This is a genomic window from Halobellus marinus (genome assembly GCF_032113415.1).
Lineage (GTDB): Archaea > Halobacteriota > Halobacteria > Halobacteriales > Haloferacaceae > Haloquadratum > Haloquadratum marinus.
In genome coordinates this window covers 183896-206761 of record NZ_CP134946.1, presented here as the reverse complement: position 1 = coordinate 206761, position 22866 = coordinate 183896, and the positions used below count along the sequence as shown (strand labels likewise).

Below are 22866 nucleotides of genomic sequence, written 5' to 3'. Positions count from 1 at the left end.
CGTTCACTCCAGAACGACGAGCGCGTCGCCCATATCGACGCTGTCGCCTTCCTCGATGTGTACCTGAGTCACCGTCCCGCCGCGTTCGGTGACGACGTCGTTCTCCATCTTCATCGCTTCGAGGACACAGACGACGTCGCCGGCGGCGACCTCTTCGCCCTCTGCGACCTCGACGGAGAGGATCGTCCCCTGCATCTCGGCGGTGACCTGCTCGCCGTCGCCCTCGACGACGACCTCGCCGCCGTCGTCGCTCTTCGACTCCTCGGGACGCGAGCGGGCCGATCGCTGCCCCCCGCTCGTGGCGCTCCCACCGCCGACGGCGTCGACCGAGGGTATCGGCGGCGCGCCGCGCTCTTCGAGGTTGACCTCGAAGCGTTTGCCGTTGACCTCGACGGTGAACTCCCGTTCAGTGACCTCCTCGGCGTCGCTTTCGTCTGTCGCCTCCTCGTCCGCCGCATCGGCGGCGCCCCACCGTTCGACTGCTTGATCGAGTCGCGCGGGATCGAGTTCCTCGTCGAGGTACTTCGTCGTGTGCTCGCCCGCGCGGAACCGGCCGTCGGTCACCATCAACCGGTGGAAGGGAACGATCGTCGGGAGTCCCCCGATCTCGAACTCCGAGAGGGCACGTTCGGAGCGCGCGAGACACTCCTCGCGGTCCCCGGCGGCGACGATCAGTTTCGCAATCATCGAGTCGTAGTCGCCGCCGATCTCGTCGCCCTGCCGGACGGCGTCGTCGACGCGGACGCCGATACCGCCGGGCGGGTCGTAGGTCTCTAAGGTCCCCGTCGCGGGGGCGAACTCCTCGGCGGCGTTCTCGGCGTTGATGCGGTATTCGATCGCGTGGCCGTCGAAGGTGATATCGTCCTGGGCGAAGTCGACTTGCTCGCCCGCGGCGATCCGCAGTTGCCACTTCACGACGTCGATGCCGGTGATCTCCTCGGTGACGGTGTGTTCGACCTGGATGCGCGTGTTGACTTCGAGAAAGTAGAACTCCCCGTCCTCCAGGAGGAACTCGACAGTCCCCGCATTGGTGTAGTCGGCCTCGCGGACCCCGCGGCGGGCCGCGTCGCCGATCCGCTCGCGGAGGTCCGCGTCGAGCGCGGGCGAGGGTGCCTCCTCGATCACCTTCTGGTGGCGGCGCTGCAGCGAGCAGTCGCGCTCGCCGAGGTGACGCACGTTCCCGTGTTCGTCGGCGAGGATCTGGATCTCGATGTGTCGCGGCGAGTCGAGGTACTTCTCGACGTACACGGAGGCGTTATCGAAGTACGCCTCGCCCTCCCGCTTTGCGGCTTCGAGCTGGGACTCGATCTCGTCGGCCGAGCGGACGACCTTCAGTCCGCGACCGCCGCCGCCGCCCTCGGCTTTGATCGCGACCGGATAGCCGTAGTCGTCGGCGATCTCTTTGACCTCGTCGATCGAGTCGACGGGATCAGTCGTCCCGGGAACGACCGGCACGTCGGCCGAAGACATCAGCGACCGCGCCTTCGTCTTCTCCCCGAGGCGCTCCATCGCGTCGGCCGGGGGGCCGACCCACGTCAACTCGCTTGCCTCGACCTTCCGCGCGAACTCGGCGTTCTCGGCGAGGAAGCCGTAGCCGGGGTGGACCGCGTCCGCGCCGGCTTTCCGCCCCGCCTCGATGACGGCCTCGTGGTCGAGATACGAGTCTGCAGCGCGTGCGGGGCCGACGTTGTACGCCTCGTCGGCGAACCGCACGTGCCCGGCGTGTTTGTCGGCGTCGCTGTAGATCGCGACCGTGCGGACGTCGAGATCGCGGCACGCCCGCATCACCCGGAGCGCGATCTCCCCGCGGTTGGCGACGAGAACCTTGTTGAACATTTGCCGATGTGTTCCGATACGTGGCACGTCTATCTGTCGGTTCCGCACGAAGGGATGTTCGACGACCGTCGAAAATACCGGGACCGAACGGTCGCAGACGGACAGTCGCTTCCGGAAGCGATGGATATGCGCCGCGCCGGAGCCGGTTTTGTTCGCACAGTTTCCCCGAAAACTGGACGTTTGTCAGCGAACGACCCGGCTTCGCGAATCGAGTCGAACGTTCGTGAAAGAGGCCGCGAATCCAAACCGCCTTATGTGTGTGTCACCCAGGCCCACGATAATGACAGTACGTGTCGGAATCCTCGGCGCAACGGGCGCAGTGGGACAGCGATTCATCCAACTGCTCGACGACCACCCGACGTTCGAGCTGGCAGCGCTTACGGCTTCGGAAGCGAGCGCGGGCAAGTCGTACCGCGAGGCGGCGAAGTGGCGCGTGAACACGCCGATCCCGGAGGAGGTCGCGGAGATGACCGTCGGCGCGACGACGCCCGAGGACGTTCCGGACGACGTCGATCTGCTGTTTTCCTCGCTGCCGTCGGGCGTCGCCGCCGAGGTCGAACCCGCGTTCCTGGAGGCCGGCTACGTGGTCTCCTCGAACTCCTCGAACGACCGGATGGCGCCCGACGTCCCGCTGACGATCCCCGAGATCAACCCCGGACATCTCGACCTCATCGAGGTCCAACGCGAGCAGCGCGGCTGGGACGGCGCCCTGGTGAAGAACCCGAACTGCTCGACGATCACGATGGTGCCGACGCTCGCGGCGCTCGATGAATTCGGCCTCGAAGCGGTGCAGGTGTCGACGCTGCAGGCGGTCTCCGGCGCGGGCTACTCGGGCGTCACCTCGATGGAGATCATCGACAACGCCATCCCCCACATCGGCGGCGAGGAGGAGAAGATGGAGACCGAATCCCGGAAGCTCCTCGGCGAGTTCGACGGCGCGGAGATCGAACTCCACGGGATGGACGTCGCGGCGTCCTGCAACCGCATCCCGACGCTCGACGGCCACCTGGAGAACGTCTTCGCGGAGACGGCCGAGGACGTCACCCCCGAGGAAGCCGCCGCGGCGATGCGTGAGTACCCCGGGGTGGACCTGCCCTCCTCGCCCGATCAGCTCATCCACGTCTTCGAGGACTTCGGTCGCCCGCAGCCCCGTCTCGACCGCGAGCGCGGCGACGGGATGCAGATCTCCGCTGGCGGGATCCAGACGACCGAAAACGGCCTGAAGTACAACTGCCTCGCCCACAACACGATCCGCGGTGCAGCCGGCGCCTCGCTACTCAACGGCGAACTGCTCGTCGAAGAGGGCTGGGTGTAGCGGACCCTCATCGCCGTTTTTGGGATCGGTCCGAACCTATCCGTGCCCGAACATATTCCCCGTGGGGTTTTGGTTCCTCCCGATCAACCATACGGTGACGATGTCAGCGACACCCACAGTCGACGACCAGGCACCGACGTTCACCGCGACGTACCGGGGCGGCGACCACGAGACCTTCGACCTCGCCGACCACCTCGGCGGCGGCCCCGTCGTGCTCGCCTTTTTCCCCGGCGCGTTCACGCCGCCGTGTTCGAACGAGATGGTGGCGCTGCAGGAGCACCACGACGACTTCGCGGCCGCCGGCGCGACGCTTTTCGGCGTGAGCGCCGACTCGTCGTTCTCGCTCGGCGCGTTCGCCGACGAGCACGGCCTCGAGTTCGACCTCGTGAGCGATATGGCCGGCGACGCGATCGAGGCGTACGGCCTCTCGATGGACATCCCGGAGTTGGGGCTGTACGGCATCGCCAACCGCGCCGTGTTCGTCCTCGACGACGAGGGGACCGTGACCTACCAGTGGGTCGCCGACGATCCGACGAACGAACCCGACTACGACGAACTGCTGGACGCCGTCGAGAGCGCGTAGGCGCTCCGAGAGCGGATATTCGGCCGACTCCGGTCGCCGGCCGCTCACTCGACGCTGAGCGACAGCCGGTCCCGCGGGATCGACTCGCCCTCGTCGTTGGTGGCGACGCCGACGTTCAGGCCCAGATCCTGGGCGTCGACCGTGTCGCCGAACGTGACCGCAAAGAGCGTCCGCGTCTCCTCGAAGGCCTCGACCGACTCTGAGATGTCGGCGGCCCTCGCCACGACCGCGGGGCTGTCGACGCCGCCATTGATCACCTGAAACTCGTCGCTGTCGACGAGTTCCGGTTCGACCGCCGTGATCGGGACGTCCCCGTCCTGTTCGACGGTGCAGCGGTACTTCTGGAGACCGTTCGGCGCACCGTCGAGGGTGACGGCAGCGACGGCCTCGGAGCCGGCACCCGCTTCGAGGGCGCTTCCACAGCCTGCGAGGCCGACCGAGATGGCCGCCGCCGCGGTTCCGAGGAATCGTCTCCGTGTCGATGCCGACCGGGTCGGTGTGGGTGCGTCCTGCGTCATCATTCGAAGGCGAGTGCGACTGCGTCGTCCATATCGAGGTCACCGTCCTCGTCGAAGTCCAGGGCGGCGACCTGTTCGCTACTCAGTTCGGTGGTGTCGACGAAGGAGAGCGCGACTGCGTCGTCGAAGGTTACCTCGCCGTCGCCGTCGACGTCCTCGTAGCGACCGTCACCGTCGGGATCAGTCGGCGCTGCCCCGGTGTCGGCACCCGGCAGCGACTCCTCGAAGAGCCCGCCGGCCTGCACCTCGACGGAGATGCGGTCGCCGGAGACCGAATCGCCGTCGTCGTTCTGGAGGTTCTCGACTTCGATCTCGACGTCATCGGCGCTCAGCCGTTTGTCGTAGGTGAGCCGTGCGATCGTTCGGGGCTCCTCGAAGGCGTCGACGTCGCCCGCCAGATCGACTGCCTGCACGGTCGTCGCCCGCGGGCCGTCGGAGACGACCCGCAGTTGACTGCCGGAGACCATCTCGGCCTGCGTGTCGGTCACCGACGCGTCCACGGCGGTCCGCACCGTGACGCTCGCGCGCTCGAAGCCGTTCGACATCTCCGACACCGAGAGCACGACCGTCGAGGTACCGCCCTCGCTGCCGCCGTCGTCGGCCGATCCGACCGAGAGCGTCGCCGACGGCGTCGAACCGACCTCGTAGCTGTTGCCGTCCTCGTCGCCGAGGGAGTCGACCGACACTGCGGCCTGGGTGGTCCCCGATTCGACACCTTCGACGGTCAGCGTCGCGATGTGGGCGACCCCGGTGTCGTTCGTATCCATCAGTGCGCCGCGGATGACGGCGCCCGCGCCGTCACCCTGGATCTCGGTCTGTTCGACGCCCGCGTCGCCTTCGAGTTCGACGTCCGTGATTCTCGCCGTCTCGGTCGATTCGAGGCGGATCTGCGCCTCGACGGCGCCGACGCCGCCGTCGACGCCGGCCGCGACGAGTCGCCACTCGGTCTCCTCCCCGACGCCGACCGACGCGCTCGCGGGGCGGAGCGTCACCCGCGGGCCGTCACCGGGTTCGGGCGTTTCTGTGTCGGGTGGTGTCGCGGTCGCCGTCCCGGCGTCCTCGCCCCCGAGATCCAGCGTCACCGAGTCGTTCCGGAACGACTCCTCGTCGGTGGCTTCCTTCGAGGCGACGGCCGTTATCGTCTCGGCGTCGCTGCCCATCTCCTCTGTGATCCTGACGGTCGCGACGCCGTCGAGGCCCGTCTCGTAGGCCTCGCCGCCGACGTGGACCGTCGCGGAGACGAGTGCGTCGCTGTCGCCCCGCCGGACCTCGAAGTCGACCTGATCGCCCGGTTCGACGGTCGATTCGTCCGCCGAGATGGCCAGCGGCGTCGCGTCGGCGGAGCCCTCGACGGAGAGTGAACTGCCCGGCGTCGCGCCGACGTCGTAGGGCTCTCCCTCCTCGTTGCCGAGCGATTCGACGTCGAGGGAGAGGTCTGTCGAGCCCTGGTCGACGCCCTCGACGGAGACGGTGCCGATCGTCACCGACCCGCTGTCGTCGGTGTCCATCAGCGCCGCCCGGACGAACACCTCCGAGCCGTCGGACTCGACGTCGACAGTCTCGACGCCCGGATCGCCGTTCAGATCGACGTCGCCGATCGACACGACGTCGGTGTCGTCGACAGAGATCGTGGCGGTCACGGCCCCCACGCCGCCGTCGACGTCGGAGACGACGATGTCGTACTCCTGGGATTCACCGGCCGCGATGGTCGCTGTCGTCGGGGTCAGGCGCACGGACGTCGATCCCGCGGAGGTCTGCGCCCGGATGTTCGTATCCGACAGCGCCTGGGTATCTGTCGCTCCCTCCGCGGCGGCACCGGCCGCTGCGACGCTCCCTGCGCCGACAACGCCCGCGACGCCGCCGAGTGCGACGATGAGAGCGAGGACGACCGCGAGTCGCTTCGCGCGCCGTGTGGTATGGGTACGTCTCATTGTCACTCGTCAAGTCGAGCGAAGAGCGCTTGCACGTCGGTGACGTCGACGACGCCGTCGCCGTTGAAGTCGAACCGCTCGACGTTGTTCTGGACCGCGTCGCTGTCGAGGTTGGCGAAGAGGGCTTGCACGTCGACAGCGGTGAACGCGCCGTCGCCGTTGACGTCTTCGTAGAGGCCGTCGCCGTCGAGGTCCTGCGCCGGGTTGCCGTCGCCGGTGACGTCCGGGACGGGCGGTCCCCCGGATCCCTCACCGAGCGCGTAGAGGAGTCCGTCCGTGCTCGCAGCGTAGACGCGACCCCCGACGACCACCGGCGGGGCGACGATGGAGCCGCCGGTCTGGAAGTTCCACAGTTCGTCTCCGTTGCTGGCGTCGTGGGCGTAGACGTAGTTGTCGTCCGCGCCGAAGTAGAGCACGCCGTCGGCGTACACCGGCGAGGTCGGCGTCCCGTTGAGCGACGTCCGCCACTGTCGCGTTCCGATCGACGGATCGATCGCGTGGAGTGCGTTGTCGCCGGTCGAAGCGACGTAGAGCGTGCCGTCGGCGTAGACCGGGATCGTCGAGACACCCGAGATGTCCCCGAACCGCCAGTTGACGCTCCCTGAGTCGGCGTCGACGGAGTAGACGGCGCCCTCGTTTGTTCCGGCGTAGAGCGTGCCGTCCGCGTATGAGAGGCCCCACGTTTTGCTGTCGCTGCCGGAGAGGGTCTGTGTCCACTCTTTTGAGCCGTCGGATCGGGAAAGAGCCGTGATTCGCGCCGGATAGTCCCAGCGATCGTCCTTGCGGTTTGTCACGTAGACCACGTCGTCGTCGACGATAGGCGTCCCGAGCGGCCCCATATACGCTAGGTCAGTCCGCCACGCTACCTCGCCGTCGGACGGGTCAAGCAAGTACGCGTCGCGAACGTCGTCTTTCGATCCCGTGGCAAACAGTTCACCGTCTACGAGCGTCGGGCTTCGGATGTTGCTCGCGTTGACCGAGGACGCCCAGAGCCCCTCGCCGTTTGCGGCGCCGAACGCCAGAACCCGCCCCGTCGCCGTCGGGAGGTAGACGACCCCGTCACCGACTGCAGGCGACGACGACAGCGACCCGTTCGTCCCGGCAGACCACACCTCGCTCCCGTCGGCCGTCGAGACGGCGTACAGCGTGTTGTCGTGGCTCGCCTGGAACACCCGGCCGTCGGCGACGATCGGCTGTGCGGTCAACCGATCGCCGGTCTCGAAGGTCCACACGTCGTCAGCGCCGTCTTTCGGGCCGCTCGCGGGCGCGACGCCGCTGTTGTGGGCGTCGTACCTGAACATCGGTACCGTGCTGCTGTCGGCCGTCTGGCCGCTGGCGCTCCCGCTCGCGCCGGCAAGCGCGAACGCGCCCCCCGCGGCCGCGGCCAGCCGCATCGCCTCCCGCCGCGTGATGTTGTGCGTCATCCTTATCGTGTCGTTCTATTATCACTATTCGGGGTACAAGTACTTTGTCTCAGTAAGAGACGAGAGTAATCATTATCAACGCGCGCCGATCGGCGTGGCTATCAGTTCGATCGGGTACGCCGTCTCCCGGTTATTCTCGGATGTTGTCGAAAAAACGCGCTTCGGCTACCGCTTCGCGCCCGGATTCGTCACCGCGCCGTTCGCGGCCGAGCCGAAGTCGTTACCGTACTTCGCGAGCACGCCGGAGGTGTAGGCGGGTTCCCGCGGTTCCCACTCCTCGCGGCGGGCGTCGAGTTCCGACTCGGAGACGTCGACGGAGAGTTCCCGGTCGGGAATGTCGACAGTGATCTCGTCGCCGTCTTCCAGGAGCGCGATCGGCCCGCCGACGGCGGCCTCGGGCGCGACGTGGCCGACCATCGGGCCGCGGGTCGCCCCGGAGAAGCGGCCGTCGGTCAGGAGCGCGACGTCGTCCTCGTGGCCTTGCCCGACGACGGCGGCGGTGACGCCGAGCATCTCGCGCATCCCGGGGCCGCCCTGCGGTCCCTCGTTGCGGATGACGATCACGTCGCCCGACTCGATGTGACCCTCCTGGACGTAGCGCATCGCCGCCTCCTCGCCCTCGAAGAGGCGCGCTGGGCCGGTGTGGTGGAACTTGTCGTCGCCGGTCACCTTCAGGACCGCGCCGTCCGGCGCGAGGTTGCCGGTGAGGATCTTGATCGCGCCCTCCGCCTGGTAGGGGTCGTCGACGGTGTAGATGAAGTCGCCGGTGATCTCCTCGTCGCTCGGGAGGTCCAGTTCCTCCAGTTCCTCGGCGATCGTCCGCCCGGTGACGGTCATCGCGTCGCCGTGGAACAGTCCGGCGTCGAGCAGCCGTCGGATCACGACCGGCACGCCGCCCTCCTCGTGGAGGTCGTTCATCGTCTTTGTTCCTCCTGGCTGGAGGTTCGCGATCTTCGGCGTCTTTCGGGAGATCTCGTCGAACTCCTCGATCGAGAGGTCGATCCCCGCTTCCGCGGCGAGCGCGAGCAGGTGGAGGACGGCGTTGGTCGAGCCGCCGATCGCGACCTGCAGGGCGATGGCGTTCTCGAAGGACTCCTTCGTGAGGATATCGGAGGGCCGGATGTCGTTCGCGACGGCGCTGAGGACGGCCTCGCCCGAGCGGCGCGCGACCTCGTAGCGCTCCTCGGATTCGGCGGGCGCGTCGGCGGTGCCGAGCGGAGCCAGTCCCATTGCCTCGGAGATCGAGGCCATCGTGTTCGCGGTGAACATCCCGCCGCAGGAGCCGGCGCCAGGGCAGGCGTGGCGCTCCAGTTCGTCGAGTTCGTCGGCGTCCATCTCCCCCTGCGCGTAGGTGCCGACGCCCTCGAAGACGTTCTGGATGGTGACGTCGCGGCCGTTGTGTTCGCCCGGCATAATCGACCCGCCGTAGAGGAAGACGGTGGGCAGGTCCGTCCGGATCGCGGCCATCATCATCCCGGGGAGGTTCTTGTCACAGCCCGCGATGGTGACCAGGGCGTCCATCCGTTCGCCGAACGCGACGAGTTCGACGGAGTCGGCGATGACCTCCCGGGAGATCAGGGAGGCCTTCATCCCCTCCGTGCCCATCGAGATGGCATCGGAGATCGTGATCGTCCCGAACTCGATCGGCATCCCGCCGGCCGTCTCGATGCCCTCGATAGCGGCGTCGGCGACGTCGTCGAGGTGGACGTTACACGGCGTGATGTCCGCGGCGGGGTTGGCGACGCCGACCATCGGCGAGCCGAGATCCTCGTCGTCGAAGCCCATCGCGCGGAACATCGCGCGGTGCGGCGCCTTGTCGGGCCCCTCGGTGACGTCGGTGCTGGGAAGGTCGGGATCCTTCCCGGTGGAGAACGTCTCCTCGTCCTCGCGTTCGGGTGGTTCCTGCTTGCTCATACACGAGAGGTGGTCGTACCGCCATTAAAAGGCCACGGGTGACCGGCTTACTCCTCGGGTCGCGTCGCCAACCCTGCAAGATGTGGTGCCTCGGGGACGATGAGTTCCTCGCTGCCGAGCCGTGCGGCGTTCTCGCTCCCGGGGAGACAGAACACAGGGACGCCCTGGAGGATGCCCGCGGTCGCCCGGGTGCCGACGACGCGCGTGCCGATCTCGTCTTCGGAGTAGCGGCGGAACAGTTCGCCGAATCCAGGCAGTTCCTTCTCGAAGAGGCCACTCACCGCTTCGATCGTGACGTCGTCCGGCGTGACGCCCGTGCCGCCGGTCGTCACGACGACGTCGACCTCCTCGCGGTCCACGAGGCCGTCGACGGTCGACTGCAGGCCGTCGAAGTCGTCCGGGACGACTTCCCTGGTGGCGACCTCGTGATCGGCGGCCTCGAAGGCCGCCGCGATGGCATCGCCGGCCGGGTCCTCGTCGATCGAGCGCGACGTAGAGACTGTGACGATGGCTGCGCCGACCGACTCGACGTCGTGGGCGTGGTGGTCGTGGTCGTGGTCATCCTGCCCGTGATGGTCGTGGTCGTGACCGTGATGATCGCCGTTACCCTGATCGTGGTCGTGATGATCGTGGTCGTGGCCGTGATGATCGTCGTTACCCTGATCGTGGTCGTGAGCGTCCTCGTGACTCTGATCGTCTTCGGTCATACGAGTGGCTTTTCGCGCCATCGACAAAGATTCCCAGTATTCACGCCGGCGACGCGTATGGACAACCCTTGGCTACATTGACCTCTCAGCTACTTCGACGACCGGAGTACGGAGAGAATGCCACGAACGCCGAGAAGCCACGAGAAGTGGAAGAAGGAAACGAACGGTTCAGTTATCGCCGGCTTTCGACTGCCACTCGTAATCGCGGCGCTTCGCCGACTTGCCGAAGCCACACGAGGAGCAGACCTTCTTTTTGACGTGGTAGGATTTCTCGCCGCAGCGGCGACATTTGACGTGCGTCGTCTTGTTCTTCTTTCCTTGGCTTGGGGTTCCTGCACCCGTCATGTTCTTATCGTGACGACGTTGTCGCCGCGTATAATCGTTGTGTCTTCGACCGCCGTGACGTCCAGTTCGGCCAGGACGTCGTCGTCGACGTCGGTCGGTGGCTCCAGGACGGCGTTCATATGCTGGTCGTACCCGGCGAGGGTGCCGTAGTACGCAGTCCCGTCTTTAAGCGTGACCGTGACGACATCTTCGAGTGCGGCTTCGAGCACGTCCAGGGGTCGTCCGCTCATGTTCCAAGCGGCGCCCGTTTCGGTATTAAACCTGCCGGACCGCTGTGCGGTCACGTGAGTCGATAGCGGCGATAGCTTCTAGCGGTACCTCCGCCACTCGCGTCACCGCCTCCGACGCGGTTTTGGGGCCCGCGGGCGTTCGTACGGTCGTGGTATACATCACTCGTGGGCTTCTCGACGCGCTGTTGGAGATGGCGGCGGACGAAGAGCCGTCGTCGATGGAAGCCGTCCTCGCGTCGACACCGGCGGCCGACTTCGAGGCAGATCTGCAGTTAGAACCCGACACGCCGGTACTGACGCACTTTTATTTCCCCGAAGCGAGCGGCTCGGTACGGGCCGTCTTCGGCGTCGATCTCGGGACGCCCGCGGGACGCGGCCGCGCCCGATTCGTTTCCCATCCGCAAGGGCCGCCCGAAGCCACCCGCGAGGACACGTTCGCCGCCGCAGTCGTGGTCGCAGTGCCGCCCTGGGAGGAGTCGTCGTGTGCCGCCTTCGACCGTAACGATCGCGAACTCGACCTCGACGTGCTGGACGTCGAACCGCCGCGGGAGACGCTCGCGGGCGAGTGAAATTACAGTTCGACTCAGCCGTCGAGATACCCCAGATCAGTCAGTTGCTCGGCGATATCCTCGAACTGTGCCTCCGTGAGTTCGCCCTCGCGCTGGTACTGGATGACGATGCTCCGCAGGAGGAAGCGAACGAGGTCGCTCGTGCTCGAAAAGCTGGTCCCCTCGATAGTCTCGTCGACCCGCTCGGCCAGATCTTTCGGGATCGAGACGGTCGTATACTCGGTCATCGGCGTGAGTAGTGTGTGACGGCGGGCGAACAAAACCCTGTGGAGTGGGCGGCGATACTCCGGTCGGAGCCGGGGGTTTTTCCATTCCCCCCGCCCTACGAACGGTCGATGGCTGTCAGACCACCGCAACAGGACGGCGACGAGCCCGACTCCTTGGAGTTCGGGATCGCGGCGCTCTCCCCTTACCTCTCGAACTCGGATCTCACGTTTCCTGCGACCACCGACGAGATCGTCCGGGCGCTCGGCGACCCCGAGATTCCCTACGACGCCAACGACAACACGGTCGCACTCTCGGAGGCGCTTGCGGCCGTCGGACCGAGCGAATTCGACTCCAAGCGGGAGTTGCTGGACGCGCTGCATCCAGTCTTCGAGGAGTATCGCGCTTCGGGCGGGGGGATTTTCTCGCAGCTCCGGGCGCTGTTGCCGTTTTGATCGAGGTCCTCACGAAACATCCGGAGTATACCGGTGCAGTTCAGCAATGACGTCCGCGAGGAGAGGCTCGGACAGTACCCCTTGTTGTCGATCGAAATCGCGCTGCTTGATCGTGGTCACATACCACGGGGAGACGTAGGCGGATTTGTCGGAACCACCACGAATCCACGCGTCGTCGGGAACGAGTATGCCTTCCGCGTGTGCCTGTGTCGTCATCGCGACCGCGATACATTCAGTATCAGCAAAGGGGTGTGAGTTGTCGCTGACGACGACCCACGGACGGTAGGCTGGACTCGCCTTGTGTGGCGCCGGTCCCCACCAGACTGCTCCGCGGTCAAGTTCCATCTATTCGGCCTCGTCGTCGGTCTCGATCCCTGGACCCCACTCTTCCGGATCTTCGGAGCCGAGGCGCTCCGTCGCAGTTCGTGCGGTTGTCATCGCCGCGAGCGTGACGTCAACGTCAACCGATTCAGCGATTGCCCAGTACTCTCCACGGTGCCGGACGAGATCACGGTCCTCCAAGCGAGAGAGAACGACGCCAACACTCCCACGGGGGACGTCGGTGGCCTCGTGAATTTCCTGGGGGGTGAACGCCTTTTCGGATGCCCCCGCGAGAAACGAGAGGATGTGTTCGGCGTTCGTACGGCCCGACGCTCTGAGTTCGCTCTCGGGGTCGCTTTCGAAACGGTCGATGTCGATTGGCATACTCGTCCTATGTAATTCACCGTAATAGATGTAATGCACCGGCTGGAATAATTCAACTTCGAGAGACGTGGCAGCAATACCCAACCTACTCTTGCTGCTCGTCAATCCGCTGCAACGTCTCCCGATGGAGCGTCAGCACCAGATCCGCGAGTACGCCGAACATCAGCAGTTGGACGCCGACGATGATGCCGAATCCCGAAACCACCGCGAGCACCTCGTGGGAGACGTTCACCGTGACCCACTCGACCACGACGTAGACTGCGATCAGGAACCCCGTCACCGTCGAGAGGACGCCCAGACTCCCGAAGTAGAAGAGCGGGTTGTTCGTCTTCGCCCGCCGGTAGAGTTCGAGGAAGATGATCCCGCCGTCCCGGATCGGCCGGAGGTTCGTGTCCGAACCCGAGGGACGGGGGTAGTACGTAACCGGAACGACCGTCGTCGGGATGTTCCGCTTTGCACACTCGACGGCCATCTCGGTCTCGATACCGAAGCCGTCGGAGGTCAGCGTCATCGATCTGAACGATTCGCGCGTGAACGCGCGGTAGCCCGAGAGGATGTCGCCGAAGCTCTCGCCGTGGACGAACCTGAACCCGCGGTTGATCATCCGGTTGCCGAGCTGGTTGAAGCGCGTCATCGCCCCCTCGCGGAGGTCCGCGAAGCGGTTGCCGATCACGTGCTCGGCGTCGCCGTCGCGGAGGGGTTCGAGCATCGCGTCGGCGTCGTCCGCGTGATACGTCGCGTCGCCGTCGAGCATCAGCACGTACTCGCGGTCGATATGTTGGGAGACGGCCTCGCGGACGGCCTGTCCCTTTCCAGAACCGGACTGATAGACGACGTCTGCGCCGTGCTCGGCGGCGATGTCGTCGGTGCCGTCCTCGGAGCCGCCGTCGACGACGAGGATGCGGTCGAAGCCCGCCTCGCGGAAGTCGTCGATCACGCGGCCGACGGTCTCGGCCTCGTTGTAGGTGGGCACGAGAACGCAGACGTCGTCGTAATCCATCGTGGGGACTGCATCGGGGAGTCCTAAAAGTGGTTCCGGAACGGAGTTGTTACTGTTTCGTTAAGACTGGAATCTCCGGGAACTGTGCAGAGAAGACCTTGGAAGCCCCCGCGCTCTCGACTCGATGGGCTCGCTGCGCGCTTCGTCGCTCACTCCGTTCGCTCTTCAGTGCTTGCATCGCCCGTCTTCGTCGAGAGCGCGGCCCCTTCCATTCCCGCCCATCGGCGGTTCTTCGGCCAGCAATCGCGCACCTGAACCCCACCCGGAGTTACTGGAAGAAGCGAGTTCAGCCGCAGTCGCAGTTCCTTTTCACCACGTCAGCCCTTCGTAGATGATCTCCGGCGTCGGTTCGATGATCCGTCGGCCGTCGACGACGACTGGCTCTTTCATCGCGGCGAACTCGTCGTCGAGGGCGGCGAACTCGTCCCAGTCGGTGACGACGACGGCGCCGACAGCATCTTCGAGCGCCTCGGCTGCCGATTCCGCGTATGTCACGTCGGGGAACCGCTCCCGCATATTTTCGGTCGCGACCGGATCGTATCCCACGACGCGAGCGCCGCGCGCCTGGAGGCCTTCGATGACTTCGATCGCCCGCGAGTTTCGGGTGTCGTCGGTGCCGGGCTTGAACGCGAGACCGAGGACCGCGACGCGCTCGCCCGCGACGTCGACGTGCGAATCGAGGAGTTCCAGCAGGCGCTCGGGTTGTTTGTCGTTGAGTTCGACCGCCGCTTCGAGCACCGTCGGCTCGTAGTCGTTGTCACGCGCCGCTGCGATGATAGCGGCGACGTCTTTCGGGAAGCAGCTACCGCCCCAGCCGACGCCGCTCCGGAGGAACTGCTCGCTGATCCGGTCGTCGAGACCGATCGCGTCGGCCACCTCGTAGGCGTCGATGCCGAACTCCTTGCAGATGTTCCCGAGGTCGTTGATGAGGCTGACCTTCGCCGCGAGGAAGGCGTTGTTCGCGTACTTGATCATCTCCGCAGTTCGTGTGTCCGTCTCGACGACGGGTGCGCCGGTCTCGGCTTCGAGCGGGGCGAAGACCTCCCGCATATCGCGTCGGGTGCGCTCGTTGTCCGCGCCGAGGACGATCTTGTCCGGATCGAGGAAGTCGGCGACTGCCGTTCCCTCCCGGAGGAACTCGGGGTTCATTCCGACGCCGACGTCCTCGCCTGCGGTGCGGCCGCAGGCGGACTCGATGACGGGCGTGAGAACGTCGTCGGTGGTGCCCGGGACGACCGTGCTTTTTATGACGACGGTGTGCCAGCCGGATTTCCCTTTGAGGGTCTCGCCGAGTTGCTCCGCGCCGGTCTCGATGATGGAGAGGTCGATGCTCCCGTCGTCGTACTGGGGTGTCGGGAGACAGAGGAACGTGACGTCTGTTTCGAGGAGGGCGTCGTAGTCTGTTGTTGCTCTGAGTCGGCCGGTTCCACTGTTGCCTGCGTGTTTCCCGATGAGATCCGGGAGTTCCGCTTCGTGAATCGGTGTGTCGCCTGCGTTGATCGTTTCGACGACGTCGGCGTCGACGTCGATGTTGACGACGCTGTGGCCGAGATCGGCGAAACACGCTGCGATCGTGGTTCCCACGTACCCGCTGCCGATGACGGAGATATGCATCTTAGTCAAGCGATCGAAGAGCGAGCACAAGAAGGCATAGGAATTGCTAGAGAAAAGAACCTGACCTCACGAGTACAAGGAGGACGGAGCCCTTTCGGTGCTAGCTAGATGGAAGATCCTATTTTCACGGGCTCGTCTACCCGGATCTCTCCGGACTCGAGACCAGACCTCTCCTTCCCCGAGAAATGAAACATTGCTGAGGCAGATGTCCTCAGAGAGCCGCTGATCTACGGGCGCGACGACCGTAGTGCATCGAAGCCGTCAACAAGTAGGACGAACACGACACTGAATACTACCATAACCATCGCGTCCGATGGAGCGAACCGCTATCGGATTCGTGATGATGACGGAACAGAAGCTCATCGACGTATCCACGCGCGGTACTATTCGCGAGACGATGAACTTCGCCTGAATAGAGATATCTATCTTCCGCACTTTGCGGATCGCAAATACCTCCGCGTTGGCACTCATCCGGACATCGATCTGATTTTTGTTCACCCGGTTGCCGATACCGATGACACAACTGATGGAATCACAGACACCGCCTACAAGATAGACCACACCCGATATACTGGCGAGATTAATTGTCGAACATTCCTCCGACGGCACAACTATCACCACACAACGACGAAACGATACGCCGCAGAATGGTGGGTCAACCATCCGGTTCTCTTTGTGGACCTCACCGATCCTGCTGACACTGGAGTTTCGTAGTGCGGAGAACTCACAAGCGGCGAACAGGTAAGCGTCACCGACGTCGTGGAAATCAACCAACGGTATTCTAAAAAAGGGGATACGAACCCAAAGTTGAGTATATCGAGGATCCGCGGAAGAGCCAGCCCACGGGGCAGAATTTGACAGTCAATATATCACCAGCCCACGAAGTTTCGAATCGAAACCGAGTGCTCGGTCGAAGACACAGTTCGACAGGCCCTCCGGGAGTCGGTCTAATTGATACCGAACGACAGACAAAAAGTATTGAACCCCCCATCGATACACCTGTAATATGAAGGCAGTCGTCCTCGCCGCCGGTGAAGGAACGCGGCTCAGGCCGTTGACTCGGACGCGGCCGAAACCGATGCTTCCGATCGGGAATCAGCCATTACTCGAACACGTACTCGAAGCCGCCCGTGAGGCCGGCATCGACGAATTCGTGTTCGTCGTGGGCTACAAACGCGAGCGGATACAGAGTCACTTTGGTGACGGCGACGACTGGGACGTCGACATCGAATACGCCGTCCAGGAGACGCAACTCGGCACCGGGCACGCGCTGCTGCAGGCCGAATCGTACGTCGACGGCAACTTTCTCGCGCTGAACGGCGACCGGATCATCGAACCGACCGCCATCTCCGCGGTGATCGACGAACGGAGGGAGACCAGACAGCCGGTGATGGCGGTGACGCGACACCGGAATCCCGAAAACTACGGCGTCGTCGAACTCGACGGGAAGTCGGTGCGCTCCATCGAGGAGAAGCCGCCGGCGCACACCGTACGGACGGATTACATCAATGCAGGCGTCTACGGGCTTGGCGAGTCTATCTTCGATGCCCTTCGTGAGACCGACACCGAGGGCGAACTCGCGATCACAGCAGTGCTAAGGGAGCACCGAGACGCGCTGCGGCCGATCCGCTTCGACGGCCTCTGGCTCGACGTCTCGTATCACTGGGACATCCTCTCGGTCAACAGCCGGATGCTGGATCGGCTTGATAACGGCGGGTCAAGCTCCGGAAGTGCTGAGACGGCAGCCGTCCACGATCGCGCGACCGTCGTCGACGGGACCGCGCTGGGTTCGGACGTCCGCGTCTGGCCGGGCGCGACCGTGCTCCCGGGGACGTCCCTCGGCGACAACGTCGAGGTCGGCTCGAACGCCGTCGTCGCCAATTCCGTGGTGCTCACGGACGCGACGATCGGCGACGGCGCGGTCGTCCGCGACTGCGTCGTCGGCGAGAACGCGACTGTCGGTTCCAACACGACAATCGAAGGCGGCGAGGCGGACGTGGTGGTCGACGGGAGTGTTCACGGAGACGTGCGTCTGGGCGGTGTCCTCGGCGACAACGCACAACTGGGCGGTGCTGTGACCGTCTCGCCGGGAACGGTGCTGGGCAATCACGCGTCCGTCGAATCTGGGGCCGTCGTGGCGGGCTGGATCGAGACCGACGCGGTCGTCAGGAGGGGATAAGATGTGTGGAATCATCGGCTACGTCGGGACCGAGGACGCGCTTCCGATCCTCCGAGACGGACTCTCGAACCTCGAATACCGGGGCTACGACTCCGCAGGCGTGGCCTTCTGTAGCGACGTCGTCGACGTCTACAAGCGGGAGGGGGAGCTTTCGGCGCTCAAAGCCATCCTCCCCGAAAGTTCGACGTCGACGACGGGCATTGGGCACACCCGGTGGTCGACGCACGGCGAACCGACTGATGCGAACGCGCATCCGCACACCGACGAGTCGGGCGACGTCGCGGTCGTCCACAACGGGATCATCGAGAACTACGACACGCTGCGGACGGAGCTAGAAAAACGGGGTCACGAGTTCACCAGCGAGACAGACACCGAGGTCGTTCCGCATCTCGTCGAGGAGGAACTCGACTCGGGGAAGGGGCTGGTAGATGCAGTGTCGGCTACTATCGAGCGGCTGGAGGGAAACTTTGCGCTGGCTGTCGTCGCCGCAGGTCACGAGGGAATCGTGGCCACCCGGCGAGGCAACCCGCTCGTGCTCGGCCACGCCGACCACGGGACGTTCCTCGCGAGCGACGTCCCGGCGTTCGTCGAACACACACGTCGTGTGAGCTACCCCGAGGAGGGCGACCTGATTCACCTCACCAACGAGGGCGCGACGGTGTACGCCGACGGCGGGGTGGTTTCACGGGAGATTATCGAGGTCGACTGGGACGCCGAAGCAGCTGAGAAGGGCGGCTACGAGCACTATATGCTCAAGGAGATCCACGAGCAGCCGACGGCGCTCCGGCAGGCCATCTCCGGGCGGATCGATCAGGTACAGGGCGAGGTCGACCTAGAGCTCGACCTTCCGGCGGAGTATCTGAATTCACTGGAGGAGGTGCAGTTCGTCGCCTGCGGGACCTCGTATCACGCCGGACTGTATGCGGCGACGCTGTTCGAGGAGTACGCCGACGTTCGGGCCTCCGCGGAGATTGCCTCCGAATACGAGTTTACCGGTGGCCGGGATCCCTGGCGGACGCTCGTCGTCGCCGTGACCCAGAGCGGCGAGACTGCCGACACGCTGTCAGCACTGAAGCGGGCGAAGCGAGCCGGTGCACGGACGCTCGCGGTGACGAACACGCTGGGGAGTTCAGTGACACGCGAGACCGATGACACGGTGTTTATTAGAGCCGGACCGGAGATCGGCGTCGCGGCGACGAAAACGTTCTGTTCGCAGGTGGCGACGCTTGCGCTGTTGACTGTGTACGTGGGTCGGCAGCGCGGGACGATGTCGTCGGGAGACGCGCGGGAGTTGCTGTCGGACCTCCGTGGAATTCCGGGGGCGGTACAGCAGGTGTTAGATCGAGAAGAGCAGGTGCGCCTTGCGGCCGAGGAGTACGTCGACGGCGACGCCTTCTTCTTCATCGGCCGGCGGCTGGGTGCGCCCGTTGCACTGGAGGGCGCGCTGAAACTGAAAGAGATCTCGTACGATCACGCCGAGGGGTTCGCTGCGGGGGAGCTGAAACACGGACCGCTGGCGCTGGTGACCTCGGAGACGCCCGTACTGGCGATCCTGACGGAGGGGGCCAGTGCAGGGGAGACGCTCAATAACGTGAAAGAGGTAGAGTCCCGGGGCGCGCCAGTGATCGGGTGTGCTTCTTCGGCAGTCGAAAACGCCGAGAAGTTCGTCGACGAGGTGTTCGAGGTTCCCGAGCTTGGTGAGCTAGAGCCGCTGGTGGCGAACGTGTACTTTCAGTTGTTTAGCTATCACGTTGCGAATTTGAAGGGGAGGTCGATCGATAAGCCGCGGAATCTGGCAAAGAGTGTGACGGTGGAGTAGGGGAGCTGATGTGATTCGATGGTGAGGTTGGGGCACTGCCGCCGCGTCTTCGACCGTCGTTGCTCTCCGAACGAGAGATCGTCTCGGACAGCGACCGTGATCCAGAAAGGAGAGTACTCCCGTCGTGTCCTCAAGGATTACCGCCGATAACGCCGATCGCAGAGCGGCGAGTTCATATTGCGACCGGTGCTTCACAATCTTTAATTGTCGGAGTGGGAAGATATCCGTTAATGAAGGTTTCTGTCGTCATCTGTACCTACACCGAGGAGATGTACGATCATTTTCAGGAAGCCGTCGAGAGTATTTTTGCCCAGACGTACGACGATATCGAACTCGTGTTGGTCTCCGACGGAAACGAGTCGCTATACGAACGGATGCAGGCGGATTACGGGGACAGGAAGGACGTGAAGATTCACTGTAACGAGGAAAACGTCGGGCTCTCTGGGAGTCGAAATAACGCCTTGGAGTATGTGACTGGCGATGTCGTCGCGCTCATCGACGACGACGCGATCGCCGACGAGGAGTGGGTCGAAGAGCTAGTCTCGGTGTACGAATCCCGAGATGCGATTGCTGTCGGCGGCAAGATGACGCCGATCTGGGTCGCAGGTAAGCCCACGTTTCTCCCCGAGGAGTTTTACTGGCTCGTCGGCGTCACTCACCGCGGCTTCGCGGAACCGGGCGAGGAAGTCCGGAACACGTTCGGCTCGAACATCTCCTTTCGAACAGAGGTACTCGAGGAACTCGGCGGCTTCGAGACGCAGGTCGGTCGACAGGGCGAGAAGAACCTGCAAGCCCACGAAACGGAGTTTTGCGCTCGTATGCGGGAAGCGTACGGGCAAGGCGTGATCTACAATCCCGACGCAAAAGTCGGACACAAGGTCTTCGAGTTTCGGACCGAGAAGCGCTGGCTTCTCGAACGCGCCTTCTGGCAAGGCTACTCGAAGCGCGCGATGGAGACAATCGTCTCCGGGGACGCGAGTGCCGAGGAGTCGGCGTTTCTCAAACAGCTTCTCTTCGAGTTCGTCCCCTCGCGCGTGGAATCGCTCGCAAGCGACCCGAGTACGACGAAAGCCACGCAACTCGTCACGCTCTTCCTTTTGACGGGACTCGTCGGGACGGGCTATCTTTACGGACTCATCAAGTGGTGAATCAACGTATTGAAATCGGCAGGCGACTTGAGGGGTGTATATGACGGATACGACACGTGTCGGCGTGGTAGGCCTGGGATACGTCGGCCTTCCACTTTCGATTGCGATGCACCGGGCCGGATACGAGGTCGTCGGTGTCGACGTCGACACGGAGACGGTCGAGCGCCTCCAGGACGGGGAATCGACGGTAAGCGATATCTCCGATTCCGACGTGGCTGCGGCCGTCGAGGAGGGGATCACGTTCACCACCGAGTACAGTGCCCTCGCCGACGTGGATGGCGTCTCGATCTGCGTCCCGACGCCGCTTCGGAAGACGGACACGCCGGACCTCTCCTTCGTGATCGATGCGGCGGAACGCCTCGCTCCGATGGTCCCCGACGGCTGTACGGTCATCCTCGAGAGTACGGTCTATCCCGGCGCGACCAACGAGGTCGTCGGGGAGGCGCTGACCGAAAACGGCGCAACGGTTGGGGAGGACATCTATCTGGCCTTCTCACCGGAACGGATCGACCCCGGAAACGAGGAGTACGGACCCACGGAGATCCCGAAAGTGCTCGGCGGGGTGACACAGGCCTGTGGTGACCACGCCGTGGCGCTGTACGAACCGGTCTTCGACGAAATCGTTCGCGTCGAGTCGGCGACCGAAGCCGAACTGGTGAAGTTACTCGAGAACACCTTCCGGGCGGTCAACATCGGGTTGATAAACGAACTCGCGCAGATCGCCCACGAACTCGACGTGAACATCTGGAATGCGATCGACGCGGCGGCGACCAAGCCCTTCGGATTTATGCCCTTCTATCCGGGGCCGGGGCTCGGCGGTCACTGTATTCCGATCGACCCGTTTTATCTCACATGGAAAGCCAGCCAGCAGGGCATCGACACGCGATTCATCCACCTGGCCGATACCGTGAACCGGGAGATGCCAGGCCACGTCGTCCAGCGCGTCGTCGAGCAACTCAACGACCGCGGCGTCGCGCTGTCGAACGCCGAGATTCTCGTCCTGGGAGCGGCTTACAAACCGGACGTCTCCGACACGCGCGAATCCCCGGCCATCGACATCATCAACGAACTCGAAGACTGGAACGCGAGCGTCGCGTATCACGATCCCTTCGTGTCGGAACTGGACATTCTCGGGGAGCGCTACGAGTCAATCGAACTGACGACTGACCGGCTAGAAGGGGTCGACTGCGTGGTTCTCGTCACCGATCACTCGCAGTTCGATATCGGGGAGATCGTCGACCACTCCTCGCTACTCTTCGACACTCGGAACGCGACCGCAGAGCACGCCGGCGACAACATCGTGCGACTGTGATCCCTCTCGAAGTCGACACACTCAACTCACCGAGGCTTCCATAGCCCGGTATGCCAACTGCACTCGTCACCGGGGCGGCCGGATTCATCGGCTCGAATCTCTCCGAGTCGTTGCTCGACCGTGGTTATACGGTTCGTGGGATCGACAATTTCCTGACCGGTCACCGGCACAATCTCGATCCGCTCGAGGAACACGATGACTTTTCTTTTTTCGAGATAGACATCCGCGACGCTGAGCGTGTTGCGGACGTGATGGAGGACGTCGACTACCTCTTCCACCAGGCTGCCGTGCCGTCGGTCCCGAGGAGCGTCGAGGACCCGGTGACGACGACAGACGGGAACTGCACCGGAACGGCGACCGTCCTTGACGCCGCACGCCGGGCCAACGTCGATACTGCTGTCGTCGCTTCGTCGTCTTCTGTCTACGGTTCGAGTGAGGAGCTACCGAAAGTGGAGTCGATGACTGCGAATCCGGAGTCGCCGTACGCGCTCTCGAAGTACTATACCGAGAAGTTGGCCGTCCAGTTCAGCGAGTTGTACGATATCGACATGGTGGCGCTGCGGTATTTCAACGTCTTCGGCCCCCGGCAGGATCCCGAAGGTGAGTACGCGGCGGTCATTCCGAAGTTTATCAACCTGATGCAGGACGGCGAGCGGCCGGTGATCTACGGCGACGGCGAGCAATCGCGGGACTTCACGTACATCGACAACGTCGTCGAGGCGAACGTGCTGGCTGCCGAGGGTGACGCCTCGGGCGTGGCGGTGAACGTCGCCTGCGGCGACCGAATCACGGTCAACGAACTTGTAGAGAGAATTAACAAGGTCCTGGGGACGGATCTCGATCCAGTCTACGACGATCCGCGGCCGGGCGACGTGCGCCATTCGATGGCGGATCTGGATCTGGTTCGTGAGGAGCTTGATTACGAGCCGGAAGTCGAGTTTCAGGACGGGTTACAGAGAACGATCGAATGGCTCAAAGGCGAGTGAGCACTCGCCGACCTAACCAGAATGAGAGATAACGATCGGGGCGTCTGTATAGTTACGCAGCCACAGCGGACG

At 64.2% G+C, this 22866-nt stretch carries 22 protein-coding genes; 9 read left to right on the top strand and 13 right to left on the bottom strand.

Annotation, left to right across the window (positions count from 1 at the left end):
- Nucleotides 1-3 precede the first annotated feature (3 nt).
- A complete protein-coding gene (locus RJT37_RS01025; RefSeq protein ID WP_313687052.1) occupies nucleotides 4-1836 on the bottom strand; it encodes an acetyl-CoA carboxylase biotin carboxylase subunit in 1833 nt (610 codons plus the stop codon).
- Nucleotides 1837-2116: 280 nt separating this feature from the next.
- Here RJT37_RS01025 and asd point away from each other — a divergent pair, with 280 nt between their 5' ends.
- Nucleotides 2117-3151, top strand: coding sequence for an aspartate-semialdehyde dehydrogenase (gene asd, locus RJT37_RS01020; RefSeq protein ID WP_313687050.1), 1035 nt, complete (start codon nucleotides 2117-2119; stop codon nucleotides 3149-3151).
- A gap of 100 nt (nucleotides 3152-3251) precedes the next feature.
- Nucleotides 3252-3734 carry a redoxin domain-containing protein gene (locus RJT37_RS01015; RefSeq protein WP_313687048.1) on the top strand — a complete coding sequence of 161 codons (483 nt, stop codon included), beginning with the start codon at nucleotides 3252-3254 and terminating at the stop codon, nucleotides 3732-3734.
- A 44-nt stretch (nucleotides 3735-3778) separates the two neighbouring features.
- On the opposite strand, the gene RJT37_RS01010 is transcribed toward RJT37_RS01015, so the two are convergent.
- The 7 genes from RJT37_RS01010 to RJT37_RS00980 form a co-directional block, all read right to left on the bottom strand.
- Nucleotides 3779-4252: a hypothetical protein gene (locus RJT37_RS01010; protein WP_313687046.1), complete on the bottom strand. Its 474-nt coding sequence runs from the start codon at nucleotides 4250-4252 to the stop codon at nucleotides 3779-3781.
- Nucleotides 4252-6183, bottom strand: a complete 1932-nt coding sequence (locus RJT37_RS01005; protein WP_313687044.1) for a hypothetical protein — start codon at nucleotides 6181-6183, stop codon at nucleotides 4252-4254. Before RJT37_RS01005 ends, RJT37_RS01010 begins: the two co-directional genes overlap by 1 nt.
- 2 nt (nucleotides 6184-6185) lie before the next feature.
- Nucleotides 6186-7607: an outer membrane protein assembly factor BamB family protein gene (locus RJT37_RS01000; RefSeq protein ID WP_313687042.1), complete on the bottom strand. Its 1422-nt coding sequence runs from the start codon at nucleotides 7605-7607 to the stop codon at nucleotides 6186-6188.
- A 165-nt stretch (nucleotides 7608-7772) separates the two neighbouring features.
- Nucleotides 7773-9521: a dihydroxy-acid dehydratase gene (gene ilvD / locus RJT37_RS00995; RefSeq protein WP_313687040.1), complete on the bottom strand. Its 1749-nt coding sequence runs from the start codon at nucleotides 9519-9521 to the stop codon at nucleotides 7773-7775.
- A gap of 47 nt (nucleotides 9522-9568) precedes the next feature.
- Nucleotides 9569-10228: a MogA/MoaB family molybdenum cofactor biosynthesis protein gene (locus RJT37_RS00990; protein WP_313687038.1), complete on the bottom strand. Its 660-nt coding sequence runs from the start codon at nucleotides 10226-10228 to the stop codon at nucleotides 9569-9571.
- Nucleotides 10229-10396: 168 nt separating this feature from the next.
- Nucleotides 10397-10573, bottom strand: a complete 177-nt coding sequence (locus RJT37_RS00985) for a 50S ribosomal protein L37e (RefSeq protein WP_089766274.1) — start codon at nucleotides 10571-10573, stop codon at nucleotides 10397-10399.
- Complete coding sequence (locus tag RJT37_RS00980; protein WP_311172623.1) at nucleotides 10570-10803, bottom strand: LSM domain-containing protein; 234 nt, start codon at nucleotides 10801-10803, stop codon at nucleotides 10570-10572. Before RJT37_RS00980 ends, RJT37_RS00985 begins: the two co-directional genes overlap by 4 nt.
- A 149-nt stretch (nucleotides 10804-10952) precedes the next feature.
- Here RJT37_RS00980 and RJT37_RS00975 point away from each other — a divergent pair, with 149 nt between their 5' ends.
- Nucleotides 10953-11372, top strand: coding sequence for a JAB/MPN domain protein-containing protein (locus RJT37_RS00975; RefSeq protein ID WP_313687029.1), 420 nt, complete (start codon nucleotides 10953-10955; stop codon nucleotides 11370-11372).
- 14 nt (nucleotides 11373-11386) lie between these two features.
- On the opposite strand, the gene RJT37_RS00970 is transcribed toward RJT37_RS00975, so the two are convergent.
- Nucleotides 11387-11599, bottom strand: a complete 213-nt coding sequence (locus RJT37_RS00970) for a ribbon-helix-helix domain-containing protein (protein ID WP_313687027.1) — start codon at nucleotides 11597-11599, stop codon at nucleotides 11387-11389.
- A gap of 108 nt (nucleotides 11600-11707) precedes the next feature.
- On the opposite strand from RJT37_RS00970, the gene RJT37_RS00965 reads away from it, so the two are divergent.
- Entirely contained in the window at nucleotides 11708-12031 is a 324-nt protein-coding gene (locus tag RJT37_RS00965) for a DUF5789 family protein (protein WP_313687025.1), read from the top strand.
- A 9-nt stretch (nucleotides 12032-12040) separates the two neighbouring features.
- Here RJT37_RS00965 and RJT37_RS00960 read toward each other — a convergent pair whose 3' ends face one another.
- From RJT37_RS00960 to aglM, 4 genes are all read right to left on the bottom strand, one after another.
- The gene (locus RJT37_RS00960; RefSeq protein WP_313687023.1) at nucleotides 12041-12376 is read right to left on the bottom strand and encodes a type II toxin-antitoxin system PemK/MazF family toxin; all 336 of its coding nucleotides are present in this window, start codon (nucleotides 12374-12376) and stop codon (nucleotides 12041-12043) included.
- Nucleotides 12377-12736 carry a MarR family transcriptional regulator gene (locus RJT37_RS00955; RefSeq protein WP_313687021.1) on the bottom strand — a complete coding sequence of 120 codons (360 nt, stop codon included), beginning with the start codon at nucleotides 12734-12736 and terminating at the stop codon, nucleotides 12377-12379.
- A gap of 85 nt (nucleotides 12737-12821) precedes the next feature.
- Nucleotides 12822-13736, bottom strand: a complete 915-nt coding sequence (gene aglJ, locus RJT37_RS00950) for an S-layer glycoprotein N-glycosyltransferase AglJ (protein WP_313687019.1) — start codon at nucleotides 13734-13736, stop codon at nucleotides 12822-12824.
- Between the two features lie 309 nt (nucleotides 13737-14045).
- Nucleotides 14046-15350 (bottom strand): UDP-glucose 6-dehydrogenase AglM, encoded by a 1305-nt coding sequence (aglM, locus tag RJT37_RS00945; RefSeq protein ID WP_313687017.1) that lies wholly within the window; start codon nucleotides 15348-15350, stop codon nucleotides 14046-14048.
- Nucleotides 15351-16356: 1006 nt separating this feature from the next.
- Between aglM and glmU the strand changes: the two genes are divergently transcribed.
- The 5 genes from glmU (at nucleotide 16357) to RJT37_RS00920 (ending at nucleotide 22794) form a co-directional block, all read left to right on the top strand.
- The gene (gene glmU, locus RJT37_RS00940; RefSeq protein WP_313687015.1) at nucleotides 16357-17529 is read left to right on the top strand and encodes a bifunctional sugar-1-phosphate nucleotidylyltransferase/acetyltransferase; all 1173 of its coding nucleotides are present in this window, start codon (nucleotides 16357-16359) and stop codon (nucleotides 17527-17529) included.
- Nucleotide 17530: 1 nt separating this feature from the next.
- Nucleotides 17531-19348 (top strand): glutamine--fructose-6-phosphate transaminase (isomerizing), encoded by a 1818-nt coding sequence (gene glmS, locus RJT37_RS00935; protein WP_313687013.1) that lies wholly within the window; start codon nucleotides 17531-17533, stop codon nucleotides 19346-19348.
- A 230-nt stretch (nucleotides 19349-19578) separates the two neighbouring features.
- On the top strand, nucleotides 19579-20496 hold the full coding sequence (gene aglG / locus RJT37_RS00930; protein WP_313687011.1) for a glucosyl-dolichyl phosphate glucuronosyltransferase: 918 nt from the start codon (nucleotides 19579-19581) through the stop codon (nucleotides 20494-20496).
- Nucleotides 20497-20536: 40 nt separating this feature from the next.
- Nucleotides 20537-21808 (top strand): nucleotide sugar dehydrogenase, encoded by a 1272-nt coding sequence (locus tag RJT37_RS00925; protein ID WP_313687010.1) that lies wholly within the window; start codon nucleotides 20537-20539, stop codon nucleotides 21806-21808.
- Between the two features lie 50 nt (nucleotides 21809-21858).
- Nucleotides 21859-22794 carry an NAD-dependent epimerase/dehydratase family protein gene (locus tag RJT37_RS00920; RefSeq protein ID WP_313687008.1) on the top strand — a complete coding sequence of 312 codons (936 nt, stop codon included), beginning with the start codon at nucleotides 21859-21861 and terminating at the stop codon, nucleotides 22792-22794.
- Nucleotides 22795-22866: the final 72 nt, after the last annotated feature.

Excerpts from the sequence above, each read along its gene's own strand:
- RJT37_RS01025 (WP_313687052.1), bottom strand. The coding sequence starts at position 1,836 with ATGTTCAACAAGGTTCTCGTCGCCAACCGCGGGGAGATCGCGCTCCGG.
- asd (WP_313687050.1), top strand. The coding sequence starts at position 2,117 with ATGACAGTACGTGTCGGAATCCTCGGCGCAACGGGCGCAGTGGGACAG.
- RJT37_RS01015 (WP_313687048.1), top strand. The coding sequence starts at position 3,252 with ATGTCAGCGACACCCACAGTCGACGACCAGGCACCGACGTTCACCGCG.
- RJT37_RS01010 (WP_313687046.1), bottom strand. The coding sequence starts at position 4,252 with ATGACGCAGGACGCACCCACACCGACCCGGTCGGCATCGACACGGAGA.
- RJT37_RS01005 (WP_313687044.1), bottom strand. The coding sequence starts at position 6,183 with ATGAGACGTACCCATACCACACGGCGCGCGAAGCGACTCGCGGTCGTC.
- RJT37_RS01000 (WP_313687042.1), bottom strand. The coding sequence starts at position 7,607 with ATGACGCACAACATCACGCGGCGGGAGGCGATGCGGCTGGCCGCGGCC.
- ilvD (WP_313687040.1), bottom strand. The coding sequence starts at position 9,521 with ATGAGCAAGCAGGAACCACCCGAACGCGAGGACGAGGAGACGTTCTCC.
- RJT37_RS00990 (WP_313687038.1), bottom strand. The coding sequence starts at position 10,228 with ATGACCGAAGACGATCAGAGTCACGAGGACGCTCACGACCACGATCAG.
- RJT37_RS00985 (WP_089766274.1), bottom strand. The coding sequence starts at position 10,573 with ATGACGGGTGCAGGAACCCCAAGCCAAGGAAAGAAGAACAAGACGACG.
- RJT37_RS00980 (WP_311172623.1), bottom strand. The coding sequence starts at position 10,803 with ATGAGCGGACGACCCCTGGACGTGCTCGAAGCCGCACTCGAAGATGTC.
- RJT37_RS00970 (WP_313687027.1), bottom strand. The coding sequence starts at position 11,599 with ATGACCGAGTATACGACCGTCTCGATCCCGAAAGATCTGGCCGAGCGG.
- RJT37_RS00965 (WP_313687025.1), top strand. The coding sequence starts at position 11,708 with ATGGCTGTCAGACCACCGCAACAGGACGGCGACGAGCCCGACTCCTTG.
- RJT37_RS00960 (WP_313687023.1), bottom strand. The coding sequence starts at position 12,376 with ATGGAACTTGACCGCGGAGCAGTCTGGTGGGGACCGGCGCCACACAAG.
- RJT37_RS00955 (WP_313687021.1), bottom strand. The coding sequence starts at position 12,736 with ATGCCAATCGACATCGACCGTTTCGAAAGCGACCCCGAGAGCGAACTC.
- aglJ (WP_313687019.1), bottom strand. The coding sequence starts at position 13,736 with ATGGATTACGACGACGTCTGCGTTCTCGTGCCCACCTACAACGAGGCC.
- aglM (WP_313687017.1), bottom strand. The coding sequence starts at position 15,350 with ATGCATATCTCCGTCATCGGCAGCGGGTACGTGGGAACCACGATCGCA.
- glmU (WP_313687015.1), top strand. The coding sequence starts at position 16,357 with ATGAAGGCAGTCGTCCTCGCCGCCGGTGAAGGAACGCGGCTCAGGCCG.
- glmS (WP_313687013.1), top strand. The coding sequence starts at position 17,531 with ATGTGTGGAATCATCGGCTACGTCGGGACCGAGGACGCGCTTCCGATC.
- aglG (WP_313687011.1), top strand. The coding sequence starts at position 19,579 with ATGAAGGTTTCTGTCGTCATCTGTACCTACACCGAGGAGATGTACGAT.
- RJT37_RS00925 (WP_313687010.1), top strand. The coding sequence starts at position 20,537 with ATGACGGATACGACACGTGTCGGCGTGGTAGGCCTGGGATACGTCGGC.
- RJT37_RS00920 (WP_313687008.1), top strand. The coding sequence starts at position 21,859 with ATGCCAACTGCACTCGTCACCGGGGCGGCCGGATTCATCGGCTCGAAT.